Annotated in this window: 11 protein-coding genes; 7 read left to right on the top strand and 4 right to left on the bottom strand. The window is 69.5% G+C overall.

The features are described from left to right. The coding region (locus AB0B76_RS29710) for a hypothetical protein (protein ID WP_360381693.1) at positions 1-238 on the bottom strand (238 nt) is incomplete at its 3' end. A gap of 205 nt (positions 239-443) precedes the next feature. Here AB0B76_RS29710 and AB0B76_RS29715 point away from each other — a divergent pair. The 5 genes from AB0B76_RS29715 to AB0B76_RS29735 all read left to right on the top strand — a co-directional run bounded on the left by AB0B76_RS29715 (position 444) and on the right by AB0B76_RS29735 (position 6,978). Beyond that, on the top strand, positions 444-1,472 hold the full coding sequence (locus tag AB0B76_RS29715; RefSeq protein ID WP_360381695.1) for a LacI family DNA-binding transcriptional regulator: 1,029 nt from the start codon (positions 444-446) through the stop codon (positions 1,470-1,472). A 416-nt stretch (positions 1,473-1,888) separates the two neighbouring features. Beyond that, the gene (locus AB0B76_RS29720) at positions 1,889-3,280 is read left to right on the top strand and encodes an extracellular solute-binding protein (protein ID WP_360381697.1); all 1,392 of its coding nucleotides are present in this window, start codon (positions 1,889-1,891) and stop codon (positions 3,278-3,280) included. Positions 3,281-3,377: 97 nt separating this feature from the next. Beyond that, entirely contained in the window at positions 3,378-4,322 is a 945-nt protein-coding gene (locus AB0B76_RS29725; RefSeq protein WP_360381699.1) for a sugar ABC transporter permease, read from the top strand. Between the two features lie 26 nt (positions 4,323-4,348). Further along, positions 4,349-5,338, top strand: a complete 990-nt coding sequence (locus AB0B76_RS29730; protein ID WP_360381700.1) for a carbohydrate ABC transporter permease — start codon at positions 4,349-4,351, stop codon at positions 5,336-5,338. A 53-nt stretch (positions 5,339-5,391) separates the two neighbouring features. After that, positions 5,392-6,978, top strand: a complete 1,587-nt coding sequence (locus AB0B76_RS29735; protein ID WP_360381701.1) for a glycoside hydrolase family 13 protein — start codon at positions 5,392-5,394, stop codon at positions 6,976-6,978. Positions 6,979-7,369: 391 nt separating this feature from the next. On the opposite strand, the gene AB0B76_RS29740 is transcribed toward AB0B76_RS29735, so the two are convergent. Next, positions 7,370-8,254 (bottom strand): hypothetical protein, encoded by an 885-nt coding sequence (locus tag AB0B76_RS29740; RefSeq protein ID WP_360381703.1) that lies wholly within the window; start codon positions 8,252-8,254, stop codon positions 7,370-7,372. A gap of 87 nt (positions 8,255-8,341) precedes the next feature. Between AB0B76_RS29740 and AB0B76_RS29745 the strand changes: the two genes are divergently transcribed. After that, positions 8,342-9,982 carry an alpha-amylase family protein gene (locus AB0B76_RS29745; protein ID WP_360381705.1) on the top strand — a complete coding sequence of 547 codons (1,641 nt, stop codon included), beginning with the start codon at positions 8,342-8,344 and terminating at the stop codon, positions 9,980-9,982. Here the strand turns inward: AB0B76_RS29745 and AB0B76_RS29750 are convergent. Both AB0B76_RS29750 and AB0B76_RS29755 read right to left on the bottom strand, forming a co-directional pair. After that, entirely contained in the window at positions 9,963-11,663 is a 1,701-nt protein-coding gene (locus tag AB0B76_RS29750) for a bifunctional diguanylate cyclase/phosphodiesterase (RefSeq protein ID WP_360381706.1), read from the bottom strand. The two genes, AB0B76_RS29745 and AB0B76_RS29750, sit on opposite strands and share 20 nt — an antisense overlap. A 53-nt stretch (positions 11,664-11,716) precedes the next feature. Next, positions 11,717-12,187 carry a MarR family transcriptional regulator gene (locus tag AB0B76_RS29755; protein WP_360381708.1) on the bottom strand — a complete coding sequence of 157 codons (471 nt, stop codon included), beginning with the start codon at positions 12,185-12,187 and terminating at the stop codon, positions 11,717-11,719. Positions 12,188-12,244: 57 nt separating this feature from the next. On the opposite strand from AB0B76_RS29755, the gene AB0B76_RS29760 reads away from it, so the two are divergent. After that, a complete protein-coding gene (locus AB0B76_RS29760; RefSeq protein WP_360381710.1) occupies positions 12,245-12,616 on the top strand; it encodes a hypothetical protein in 372 nt (123 codons plus the stop codon). Positions 12,617-12,776: the final 160 nt, after the last annotated feature.

Raw genomic sequence — 12,776 nt, forward strand, 5'->3', positions numbered from 1 at the left:
CGGCCTGCTCGGCCTGCTCGGCCTGCTCGGCCTGCTCGGCCTGCTCGGCCTGCTCGGCCTGCTCGGCCTGCTCGGCCTGCTCGGCCTGCTCGGCCTGCTCGGCCAGGAGTGAGGCGAGCGCGGGGGCCGGCAGCGGGCGGGCGAACAGGAAGCCCTGGGCCAGGAGGACGCGCCGCGGGTCAAGCTGCACCAGACGTTCCTCCCCGGCGGCGGCCCGCCGGCGGACGCGGTCAGCCACCTGCTCGCCCTCGGCCGGCGGCTGGACCTCAAGGTGGATGTTTCAGGCTACGGCGGCGGCACGATCTCCCTCGTTCTCGTCGGCTGACGCGGTGCCCGGAAAATACGGTATTTTTCGGGCACCCAACCGGCCGGCTCCGGGCCCACACGGTTGCGTGGGTGACATCGTGCAAAAAATTGCGTAGTCATGCACTACGCTTGCGGGCATGACTCGACGACTCGCTGAGGTGGCGAAGTACGCCGGCGTGAGCGAGGCGACCGTGAGTCGGGTGCTCAACGGCAAGCCAGGCATCTCCGACGCGACCCGCACGGCGGTGCTCACCGCGCTCGACGTGCTCGGCTACGAGCGCCCGACCAAGCTGCGCGGCGAGCGGGCCCGCCTGGTCGGCCTCGTGCTGCCGGAACTGCAGAACCCGATCTTCCCGGCCTTCGCCGAGGTGGTCGCCGGCGCGCTGTCCAAGCGCGGCTTCACCCCGGTGCTGTGCACCCGCACCGCCGACGGCGTCTCCGAGGCCGACTACGTCGAGATGCTGCTGGACCAGCACGTGTCCGGCATCATCTTCTGCGGTGGCCTCTACCACCAGGCGGCCGCGGAGCACGAGCACTACCACCGCCTGCACGACCGCGGCCTGCCCGCGGTGCTGGTCAACGCCGCGATCGACGACCTGGGCTTCCCGCGGGTGTCGGTCGACGACGGCCACGCGGTGGACCAGGCGTTCAACCACCTCACCTCGCTGGGGCACAAGCGGATCGGGCTGATCCTCGGCCCGGCCGACCACGCGCCGTCCAACCGCAAGCTGGCCGCCTTCCAGGCCGCCGCGGCGGACTCGGGCACCGTCAACCCCGACGACGTGGAGCGCGTCATCTTCTCGATGGAGGGCGGCCGCGCCGGCGCCACCCGGCTCATCAAGCACGGCGTCACCGGCATGATCTGCGCCTCCGACGTGCAGGCGCTCGGCGCGATCCGGGCCGCCCGCCGGCTCGGCCGCGAGGTGCCCGACGACATCTCGGTGGTCGGCTTCGACGACTCGCTGTTCATGAACTGCACCGACCCGCCGCTGACCACGGTGCGCCAGCCCATCCAGTCGATGGGCCAGGCCGCGGTGACCCTGCTCGTCAGCCAGGTGGCCGGCACGCTCGTGCCGACCGAGGAGATGCTCTTCGAGCCCGAGCTCGTCGTGCGCGGCTCCACGGGTGCCCTGCAGGAGGCGCGGGCGGCCACCACGGCCGCGTAACCCCGACCGACCTCGAGCGCCACGACTCCTGCGGGAGTCGTGGCGCTCTTTGCGTTGGTTGCGCAACCGGCTTGCTGGGCGCGCTCCCACCGGCCGCCGCCGGGCGCCGCGCTTTCCGCCTGCGCGTTTTCGGGCGATTCCGTGCAAGTTGCGGGCCCTTGGGAGCGTGTTCGTGCAAACGCCTGTACGGAGATCATTAAAATTTTGCAACGGACCATGGACTTCTTGTGCGACGTGAGCCTAATCTCTTGCCAACGCCAGGCGGAAACCCTGACGCGATGCGATGGAAACCGAGCAGTAACGCGCTTGATGCACTCCGGCAGCCGACGTCAGGCTGCGCGCCCGTGCGGAGCGGCCCAGGTCGGACGCCCCCCGCCCGCATGCCTTGCCGAAACACCCCCCAACAAGGAGCGACGATGAAGTTCTCACGTACCACGATGGCGCTGGCCGTCGCGGGTGCGCTCGCGCTCAGCAGCACGCTCGTCGCGTGCTCCTCGAGCGACAGTCCGAGCGGCGATGCGGGATCGACCACGCTCGACCCGAACACCAAGGTCACCCTCAACGTCGTGGGCCTGCTCCCCGGCGCCAAGCCCGAGGCGCAGAAGGCACTGGCCGACGAGGTCGCGGACTTCCAGAAGGAAAACCCGAACATCACGGTCAAGACCCACGACTACGAGTGGAAGGCCACCACGTTCGCGGCCGACCTCGCGGGCGGCACGCTGCCGACGGTGTTCGAGATCCCCTTCACCGACGCCAAGACGCTGATCGCCAACCAGCAGATCGTCGACATGCAGGCGTACCTCAACCAGCTGTCGTACGCGGGCAACTTCAACAAGAACCTGCTGCAGTACGGCCAGGGCCCCGACGGCCACGTCTACGCCATCCCGGCGAAGAGCATCTACGCGGTCGGCCTGCACTACAACCGTGACCTGTTCACCCAGGCCGGCCTCGACCCCAGCAAGCCGCCGACCACCTGGGACGAGGTACGCACCGCCGCCAAGACGATCGCGTCGAAGACCGGCCAGGCCGGCTTCGCCCAGATGGCCAAGGACGGCACCGGCGGCTGGCAGCTGACGGTCGACACCTACGCCCGCGGCGGGCGCATGGAGGACGGCAAGAAGGCGACGCTCACCAACGAGCAGACCAAGGCCTCGCTGCAGTTCCTCAAGGACCTGCGCTGGACCGACAACTCGATGGGCGCGAACTTCGACTACGACTGGTCGAGCATCAACCAGGCCTTCGCCGCCGGCAAGGTCGGCATGTACACCTCGGGCCAGGACGTCTACACGAGCCTGGTGCAGACGAACAACATCTCCCCGAAGATGTACGGCCTCACGATGATCCCCCTCGCGGGCGGTGACTCCGGCGTCCTCGGCGGTGGCACCATGGCCGCCGTGTCCAGCAAGGCCGCGGGCAACGACAAGGCCGCCGCGGTCAAGTGGATCGACTACCACTACCTGCGCAAGTACACCAACCAGGACGCCGCCAAGAAGAGCGCGGAGATCCAGATCGCGAGCAAGCAGCCCGTGGGCACCCCCGAGCTGCCGATCTTCTCGCAGCAGCAGTACCAGCAGTACCAGGACTGGATCAAGACGTACGTCAACGTCCCGGTGGACCAGATGACCACGTTCACCGGCAAGGTCTTCGACGCCAAGCTCGTCAACGAGCCGGCCGTGGCCACCCAGGACGTGTACAAGTCGCTCGACACGGTCGTGCAGGCCGTCCTGACCAACAAGGACGCCAACATCGACCAGCTCCTCACCGACGCCAACACGAAGGCGCAGCGCGCCATCGACGCGGCCGGCTGACCCGCACCGCGATGACCCGCACGGTGTGGGCCGCCGGGAGTCCGGCGGCCCACACCGGGCACTGTCCCCGAACATCAGGACGAGGAGTGATGTTGTCGTGAGTACCTCGGACGTCGCCGGGGGCGGTCAGGGTGGGCGGGTCCGCCGGCGCAATCCGGTGACCTGGGTCCAGCGCGGCGGGCTGAGCTCGGTCGTGTTCGCGCTGCCGCTGCTGGTCATCTTCGGCGTCTTCTCGTGGTGGCCGATCGTGCGGTCGGTCGTCATGAGCTTCCAGAAGACCAACCTCGTCGGGGACCCCCGCTGGGTCGGCTGGAACAACTTCCACTACGTGCTGACCGATCCGGACCTGCCGACCGCGATCGGCAACACCCTCTACTTCGCGCTGCTGGCCCTGGTGATCGGCTTCCCGATCCCGCTGGTGACGGCGGTGCTCATCAGCTCGGTCCGGCGGCGCAAGGGCCTGTACTCCGTGCTCGCCTACCTCCCGGTGGTGGTACCGCCGGTCGTCGCCGTGCTGCTGTGGAAGTTCTTCTACGACGGCGCCCCCGACGGCGTGTTCAACACGATCCTCGGCTGGGTCGGCCTCGGCCCCTACACCTGGCTGTCGAGCCCCGGCCTGGCGATGCCCTCGCTGGTCGTCGAGGCGACGTGGGCCGCGGCCGGCGGCACGGTCATCATCTACCTGGCCGCGCTCATCGGCGTCCCGGACGAGCTCTACGACGCCGCCGAGGTCGACGGGGCCGGCCTCTGGCGCAAGGTGTGGCACGTGACCATGCCGCAGCTGCGCGGCGTCCTGCTCATCACGTTCATCCTGCAGATCATCGGTACCGTCCAGGTGTTCCTGGAGCCCTACCTGTTCACCGGCGGCGGCCCCGCGAACGCGACACTGACGATCCTGCTCATGATCTACAACTACGCGTTCGGCAGCTCCCTGGGCGCGAACTACGGCGCCGCGACGGCCCTGTCCGTCCTGCTGGCCGCCTTCCTGGCGATCCTGTCGCTGGTGTACTTCAAGCTCACGTCCGGCTGGAGCAAGTCGTGACCGGTCCCGAGGGGAAGCGAAGCACCATGGCCGTCATCGATCCCGCCCGGCAGCGGCCGGGCGCCGGGCCCGTCGCGACACCGGTCGACGTGGCCAAGGCGGCCCGCCCGCCCCGCAAGCGCAAGACCTCCCAGTTCGAGGGCAGCCGCGGCTACGTCTCGGCCCAGGACTGGCGCAGTCCCCGGGTCGGCCTGGTCATGAAGACCATGCATACGATCCTGCTGGTGTTGCTCCTCGTGGTCGGCATCGGGCCGGTGCTGCTGCTGGCGAAGTACGCGATCACGCCCACCCAGGACATCATCCGCACGCCCCTGGCGATCTTCCCGCACGGCGTGCGCTGGCAGAACATCAGCGAGGCCTGGAACGACGTCCATATCAGCCACTACTTCCTCAACACGATCTGGCTCGCCGCCGGCTCGTGGTTCGTGCAGCTGCTGGTCGCGACCACGGGCGGCTTCATGCTCTCGGTCCTGCGCCCGGCCTGGGCCCGGTTCGTCAACGGCCTGGTGATCGCGACCCTGTTCGTGCCGAGCGTCGTGCTCCTCGTGCCGCTGTACCTCACGATCCTGAACCCGCCGCTGGTCGGTACGTCGCTCATCAACAATTTCTTCGCCGTCTGGCTGCCCTCGGGCGCGAGCGCGTTCAACGTGGTACTTGTGACACGGTTCTTCGACAGCCTCCCGCGCGAGGTGTTCGAGGCGGCCCGGGTCGACGGGGCCAGCTCGTTCCGGCTGTTCTGGTCGGTCGTCCTGCCGATGTCCAAGCCGATCCTCGGCGTGGTGTCCGTGTTCGCGGCGATCGCGAGCTGGAAGGACTTCCTGTGGCCGATGCTGGTGCTCAAGGATCCGAACATGCAGCCGCTGTCGGTGCGGCTGCCCGCGATCGCGTCACAGACCGACCTGGGCGTGTTCCTCGCGGCCCTGGCCATCTCGACGCTCATCCCGGTCGTGTTCTTCCTCATCTTCCAGCGCATGTTCCTGTCGAGCGCCGGCCTGGGAGGAGCGGTCAAGGGCTGAGCCCGGGACCGTAGTTTCAACACCTTCGATCTTCGTGAGAAAGCAGGTTCCACGTGGCCGACCAAGCTTGGTGGCGTAGCGCCGCTATCTACCAGGTGTACTTGCGGAGCTTCGCCGACGGCAACGGCGACGGCGTCGGCGACCTGGCGGGCCTGCGGTCGCGCCTGCCGTACCTGGCCGGCCTGGGCATCGACGCCATCTGGATCGTGCCGTGGTACCCCTCGCCGCTCGCCGACGGCGGCTACGACGTCGCCGACTTCCGGGCCATCGACCCGATCTTCGGCACCCTCGCCGAGGCCGAGAAGCTCATCGAGGAGGCCCACGCCACCGGCATCCGGGTCATCTGCGACATCGTGCCGAACCACTGCTCCGACCAGCACGCGTGGTTCCAGCGGGCCCTCGCGGCCGCGCCCGGCTCGCCCGAGCGGGACCTGTTCTGGTTCCGCAAGGGCCGCGGCGAGCACGGCGAGCTGCCCCCGACCGACCTGCAGTCGATCTTCGGCGGCCCGGCCTGGACCCGGGTCGCCGACGGCGAGTGGTACCTGCACCTGTTCGCGTCCGAGCAGCCCGACTTCAACTGGGACCACCCGGCGGTGCGCGAGGAGTTCGAGGAAATCCTGCGGTTCTGGTTCGACCGCGGCATCGACGGCATCCGCATCGACTCGGCCGCCGTGCTCATCAAGGACCCGCTCGTCAGCGACGTCTACGAGGACAACGAGGGCATCCACGAGGTGTACCAGGCGTGGCGGCGCATCGCCGACACGTACACCCCGCGCCGGGCGCTCATCGGCGAGGTCTGGCTGCCCGACCACGAGGCGTTCGCCCGGTACCTGCGCCCCGACGAGCTGCACACCGCGTTCAACTTCGCGTTCCTGGGCGCCCCCTGGGAGGCCGCGCAGCTGCGCCGCGAGATCGACATGACGATCGAGGTGCACGCCCCCGTCGCCGCCCCCGCCACCTGGGTACTGAGCAACCACGACGTCACCCGCGAGGTGACCCGCTTCGGGCGCGAGGTGACCAACTTCGCCTTCGCCGACAAGCGCCGCGACGTGCCCTCCGACCTGGAGTTGGGCACCCGCCGGGCCCGGGCGGCCGCGCTGCTGACCATGTCGCTGCCCGGCGCCTACTACCTCTACCAGGGCGAGGAGCTCGGCCTGGAGGAGGTCGAGGACCTCGACGACGCGCTGCGCGAGGACCCCATGTTCCACCGCTCCGGGGGTGTGAACCCCGGCCGGGACGGCTGCCGCGTGCCGCTGCCCTGGTCGGGGACCTCGGCCCCGTTCGGCTTCAGCCCGCCCGACGCCACCGGGGAGCCGTGGCTGCCGCAGCCGGCGCGCTGGGGCGGGCTCGCCGTCGCCGCCCAGCAGGGCGAGCCGGGATCGTTCCTGCAGCTGTACTGCGACGCGCTGCGCATCCGCCGCAACGAGCCCGCGCTCGGCGACGGGCCGATGCACTGGCTGGACTCGGCGCCGCAGGTGCTCGCCTTCACCCGCGGCGCCGGCGACTTCGCCAACGTCACGAACCTGGGTGCGGAGCCGGCCGTGCTGCCGCCGCACCGCGAGGTGCTGCTCAGCAGCGCCCCGCTCAACCCGGACGGCACCCTGCCGGCCGACGCCTCCGCCTGGCTGCGCCTGGCGTAACGGCACCTGCACGGGGGACTCAGACGCCGGGCGGTCGCACAAGTTGGCGGGTGCGGCCGCCCGGCCCTTTCTCGCTAACTTAACTGTTAATACCGGGTCGACCCCAGAGCGTTAACTGTTAAGACGATCCACAATCTTGATGGTCCGCGGCGCCGCCCAATATGTTCTTGGACAAGGAAAGACACTTCCTTGTGGAGGCGGCACATGCGTTCCACCCTGACCGTCGCGGCGACATCCCAGCCGTTCCGATGGTGACGCCGGATTGTTCCGGGAACAGAGGCGGGGCGCTGGCCACACCGGCGCCCCGTTGTTCTTCACTGCCATCGAAGGTGCTGTGAAAAATGCCATCGAAGATTCTGTAGACCCCGCCGGGCGGCCCGACCCGCTCGCGCTACTCCCAGTCCCAGCGCAGGCCATAACGCCCGGGACCGTAGTCGAGCGCGATCGCGTGCACCGTGTGGCCCGTGTCGACCTCCATTGACAGGACCTGTTCGTCCTGCCCGTCCATCTGCTGGAACTGATACACGGCCCGGGGTAACGCGGCGGCGTCGAAACACACCTCGACGACGTATTCACGCACCGGCAGCCGGAACTTGCGCTCGTACTGAGTCGCCAGCGGAAACGGCGGATAATTGTGCAGCGCGTGCTCGGTGATGACCGTCTCGCCCTTGGCGAGCGGGCGGTCGAACAACAACTCGGCCAGCAGCAGGCCGCTTTCCGGGTGCTCCACGACCCGGCCGAGCCGGCAGTTGCGCACCGGGGTCAGCAGCGGCAGCGGGTTCCCCGGCACGTCGAGGCGGATGATCGCCACCCAGCGGTCCGGCCCGTCGGCCTCGGCCCGCAGCACCTGCCGTACCAGGAACGACACCTCGCCGCGGTCCGGGCCCACGTTGACCCGGTCGTGCTGGCTGAGCCGGGTCAGCCGCTCGTCCCACCGGGTCTCGATGCCCTGGGCGAGGTCGACGATCAGGTCCCGCTCGGACCAGAACGCGCCCAGCTCCACGGTGTCGGGGCTCTTGTGCAAGTGGCGGCCGCGCGGCCGCGGCGGCCCCACCAGGGCCGCGAGGGAGCCCGGCTCCACCTCGAGAATCTTCTCGAGCTCGGCCAGCGCCGCGAGTGACTCGCGCCGCTCCGGCCGGCTGCGCCCGGTCTGCCAGTAACTGAGCGTGGCCAGGCTCACCGAGTAGCCCTCCGCGCGCAACCGCTCCTGGATGCGCTCCAGCCCCAGACCACGTGCCTGGATTGCATCTCGTAGCGCGCCAGCGAAGTCGACCATCAGCCCCCCGGGAGCCATCCTCGCGTTCCGGGCCGCACACACGCAAGCGCGCGTTTGAGCCGAGGCCGATTCGGTTACCCGTCCGTCATGGGCGAGCGGTGGTACACCGAGAGTGTCATCTACTGCCTGGACGTCGAGACGTTCCAGGACTCCAACGGCGATGGTATCGGCGACTTTCAAGGTCTCATCGGCCGGCTGGACTATCTGACCAGGCTCGGAGTCAACTGCCTGTGGCTCAGTCCCATCCATCCGACGCCCGGCAAGGACGACGGCTACGACGTCACGGACTTCTACAACGTCGATCCGCGGCTGGGCACCCTCGGCGACTTCGCCGAACTGCTGCACCAGGCCGCGAACCGGGGCATCAAGATCATCATCGACCTCGTCGTCAACCACACCTCCGACGAGCACCCGTGGTTCCAGTCCGCGATCTCGTCGCCGGACTCGCCGTACCGCGACTGGTTCGTCTGGGCGGACAAGGAGCCCTCCGACCGCCACCAGGGCATGGTGTTCCCCGGTGAGCAGGCCGAGACGTGGACGTACAACCGCAAGGCCCGGGCCTGGTACTACCACCGCTTCTACAACTTCCAGCCCGACCTGAACTTCACCAACCCGCAGGTGCGCGCCGAGATCAAGAAGATCATGGCGTTCTGGCTCCAGCTCGGCGTGGCCGGGTTCCGCATGGACGCGGTGCCGTTCATCATCGAGCTCACCGAGCCCGGCAACCCGAACAGCCCGATGGACTTCGACTTCCTCTCCGAGCTGCGCGCCCACGTCCAGTGGCGCCGCGGCGACTCGATGCTGCTCGCCGAGGCCAACGTCGAGCCGGAGAAGCTCCCCGAGTACTTCGGCGACTCCGGCGGCTCCGGCAACCGCATCCACATGCTCTTCGACTTCATGCTCAACGTCCGCCTCGTGCTCGCCCTGGCCCGGCAGAACCCCGAGCCGGTCATCGAGTGGCTGCGCACCACCCCGAAGCTGCCGGCGGGCGGGCACTGGGCCACGTTCCTGCGCAACCACGACGAGATCGACCTGTCCCGGCTCACCGCCGAGCAGCGCGACGACGTCTTCGCCGAGTTCGGCCCCGACCCCGACATGAAGCTCTACGAGCGCGGCATCCGCCGGCGGCTCGCCCCGATGCTCGGCGGCGACCGCACCCGCATCGAGCTGGCGTACTCGCTGCAGTTCACCATGCGCGGCACGCCCGTCCTGCGCTACGGCGAGGAGATCGGCATGGGCGAGGACCTGTCCCAGCAGGGCCGCTACGCCATCCGCACCCCGATGCAGTGGTCGTTCGACAACAACGGCGGGTTCTCCGCGGCCGAGCCCATCCGGCCGGTGATCAGCAAGGGCGAGTACGCGTACCAGAAGGTCAACGTGACCGCCCAGCGCCACGACGACAAGTCCCTGCTCGCCTGGTTCGAGCGCATGATCCGCACGCTGCGGGAGAGCCCGGAGGTCGGCAACGGCACGTGCACCGCCGTCGACCAGCCGCTGCCGCCGGGGGTCCTGGCGCACCGGGCCGACGGGCCGACCGGCTCGATGCTGTTCCTGCACAACCTCGGCACCGACGACGTGGTCGCGGACCTGAGCTCGCTGGCGGCCGACACCAACCACCCCAACGACGTGTTCGCCGACAAGGAGTACCCGGAGGTCGGGGACTTCTCCGCGCTGACGCTCGGCCCGTACGGGTACCGCTGGATCCGGCTTAAGCGGGAGAACGTGTAAGAGGGATTTGCACGGGTTCGACCGGGCGGCCGAAGTGCCAGCCCTGACCCAGGTCGCAGCCCAGGGCGGCCAGGCGGGCGGCCTGGTCGGCCGTCTCGATCCCCTCGGCGGTGACCGTCATCTGCAGCGTGTGCGCGAGGCGGATGACGGTCTCGACGATCTGCTCGTCGACGTGGTCGCTCTCCAGCTTGCGGATGCCGGCCATGAAGGCGCCGGCCAGCTTCAGCCCGTGCACCGGCAGGTGGCGCAGGTAGGCCAGGTTCGAGTAGCCGATCCCGAAGTCGTCGATGACGATCCGCACGCCCAGGTCGGCCAGCTGCCGCAGGGTCTGTACCGGGCGGCCGGTCTCCTGCATGAGTACCGTCTCCGTCAGCTCCAGCTGCAGGCTGGCCGGCTCCAGCCCCGACTCGGCCAGCGCCGCCCGCACGTCGTCGAGCAGCCGCGGGTCGGAACACTGCCGGGGCGAGACGTTGACGCTGATCAGCAACGGCGCCCCGGACGGGTCACGCGGCCACGCGGCCGCGGCCAGGCACGCCTCGCGCAGCACCCACCGGCCCAGCGGCAGGATCATGCCGGACTGCTCGGCGACCGGGATGAACGTGTTGGGCGAGACCGTGCCGAGCTCCGGGTGCCGCCAGCGCAGCAGCGCCTCGGCGCCGCGCAGCCGGTTGTCGGCCAGGCCCACCAGCGGCTGGTACACCAGCTCGAACTCGCCGCGGTCCAGGGCGCCCGAGAGCCGCCCGGTCAGCCCGTACTGCAGCAGCTGCTGCGCGTTGCGCTGCTCGTCGAACACCGCGTAGCGGGCGCGGCCGTCGGCCTTGGCGAGGTACAGCGTGGCGTCGGCGGCCCGCAGCAGCTCCTCGGGCTCGGCCCCGCGTGCGGGCTGCTCGACGATGCCGATGCTCGCCGAGACCGCCAGCTCGTGGCCGTCGAGGTGCACCGGCCGGGACAGCGCCTCGAGCATCGACTCGGCCAGCGCGGTCAGCTCGTCGGGCCCCTTGGTGTCGCGCACCACGACGACGAACTCGTCGCCGCCGACCCGCGCCACGAAGTGCCCGGCCCCGTTGACACAGCCCCGCAGCCGATCGGCGAGGGCGACGAGCAGCTCGTCACCGTACCCGTGCCCGAGCGTGTCGTTGATGGTCTTGAACTCGTCGAGGTCCAGGAAGCACACCCCGATGCGGGCGCCGTCCTCGGCCTCGCGCAGCGCCTCGGTGAGGTGGCCGTAGAGCAGTACCCGGTTCGGTAAGCCGGTCAATGGGTCGTGGTGGGCCTGGTGGTGCAGCTCGCGCTGGAGGGTGTGCTCGGCGTCGGTGAGCGCCCGGGTCCACGCCCGCCGGATGCGCTCCTGGTCGTCGAGGATCTTCTGCCGCTGCGCCCGCGCGAACCCGGCCGCGAACCCGCCGAGCACCTCGCCCGTGGCCGTGTTCGTCAGCACCCCGATCGAGCGCTGCAGCGCTTCCGGGCTGTTGAGCCCGATCTGGATGAGGGCGGCCCCGACCTCCTCGGCCGCCGCCGCGTCACCCGTCGCGAGGGCGCCGGTCAGCTGGACGGCCTGGCGCTCGAAGAAGCGCTGCAGAGCATCGGCGCTGAGGTCGAGATAGCTCGTCTGCCGCACGGCCGCGAGCCACTGCCGGGCAAGCTGCGACAGCGCCGGATCGATGCTGTCCGTGCCCGCCACTCCATCACCCCCGGCGAAGATTACTGCACGGCGGCCCCGCGAAGAATCGACGGTCAGTACCGTTCTGCCGCCGTTTCGGTGAGCCCGTCGACGAACCGCGCCAGGAGCTGCGCGAACGCGGCCCGCTCGGCGCGCGACCAGTTCCGCGTCGCGTCGGCGAACCGCCCCCGGCGCGCCTCGTGGACGCGCTCGCAGAGTTCCCGGCCCGTCACCGTGAGTACCAGCAACGCTTTCCGCCCGTCGCGCTGATCCGCCTCCCGCCTGATCAGCCCCGCCTCGACCGCGTTCGCGACGAGCTTGCTGGCGCGCGGCTGCGCCACGTCGAGCGCGCTCGCGATGTCGGTCACGGTGACGGGCCGTTCGCCGGCCGCGCCGCCCTCGACCGCGTCGACGACGTCGAAGAGCGCGGGGTCGGCCTCGGGCGAACTACGGGCGAGCGCGCGCCGCGTCTGCCGCCGCCGGATGGTGACCATCGCGCCCTCGATGACGGCAAGCACTCTTGCGTCTTCGTCGTCGTGTTGCATAACCTTTATTATCTACATTCTCTCGTGTATGTAGTTCCGTCTCGTCAGGAGTGTGCCATGCGTCCCATCGGGTACTGGCTGCGCGAGCTCGACCGCCGCCTGGAACTGGCCTTCGCCGAGGCCTTGTCGGCGTCGGGGGCGACGCGACGGGAGTGGCAGGTGCTGAACGGCCTGGGCCCGGACGCGCCGTTCTGGGTGGCGGGCGAGCCCACGTACGCGGACGTGGTGTCATCCTTGACCGCGCGCGGCTGGACCACGCCGGACGGCACCGTGACGGAGACGGGCGCAGCGGCGCGGTCGGCACTGGCCAAGTCGGTCGAAGAAATCCGGGCGAAGTCCTTGACAGGCGTGGAGGACGATTCTTACCTGGTCACGGTGCGGACGCTGGAGCTGATGGCCGCGAACCTTCCGGCGGGGGGTCACGGATAGCTACGGCGGTTGACGGTGGGCGATCGGCGGAGATCGACTGAGGCCGAAATTTGGATGGCCTGGGTAGCGTGGATTTAGCGGAACGGCCCACCGCACGGCAGGGGTGCGTTGTTTCGCTCGTGCTTTGGTTGCTGTTGCCTTTCGCCTGTCGTTTGGTTAC

It is taken from the genome of Dactylosporangium sp. NPDC049140 (genome assembly GCF_040648435.1).

Bases quoted from the DNA above. Each gene is read 5' to 3' on its own strand.
- AB0B76_RS29715 (WP_360381695.1), top strand. From the start codon at position 444: ATGACTCGACGACTCGCTGAGGTGGCGAAGTACGCCGGCGTGAGCGAG.
- AB0B76_RS29720 (WP_360381697.1), top strand. From the start codon at position 1,889: ATGAAGTTCTCACGTACCACGATGGCGCTGGCCGTCGCGGGTGCGCTC.
- AB0B76_RS29730 (WP_360381700.1), top strand. From the start codon at position 4,349: ATGGCCGTCATCGATCCCGCCCGGCAGCGGCCGGGCGCCGGGCCCGTC.
- AB0B76_RS29740 (WP_360381703.1), bottom strand. From the start codon at position 8,254: ATGGTCGACTTCGCTGGCGCGCTACGAGATGCAATCCAGGCACGTGGT.
- AB0B76_RS29745 (WP_360381705.1), top strand. From the start codon at position 8,342: ATGGGCGAGCGGTGGTACACCGAGAGTGTCATCTACTGCCTGGACGTC.
- AB0B76_RS29755 (WP_360381708.1), bottom strand. From the start codon at position 12,187: ATGCAACACGACGACGAAGACGCAAGAGTGCTTGCCGTCATCGAGGGC.
- AB0B76_RS29760 (WP_360381710.1), top strand. From the start codon at position 12,245: ATGCGTCCCATCGGGTACTGGCTGCGCGAGCTCGACCGCCGCCTGGAA.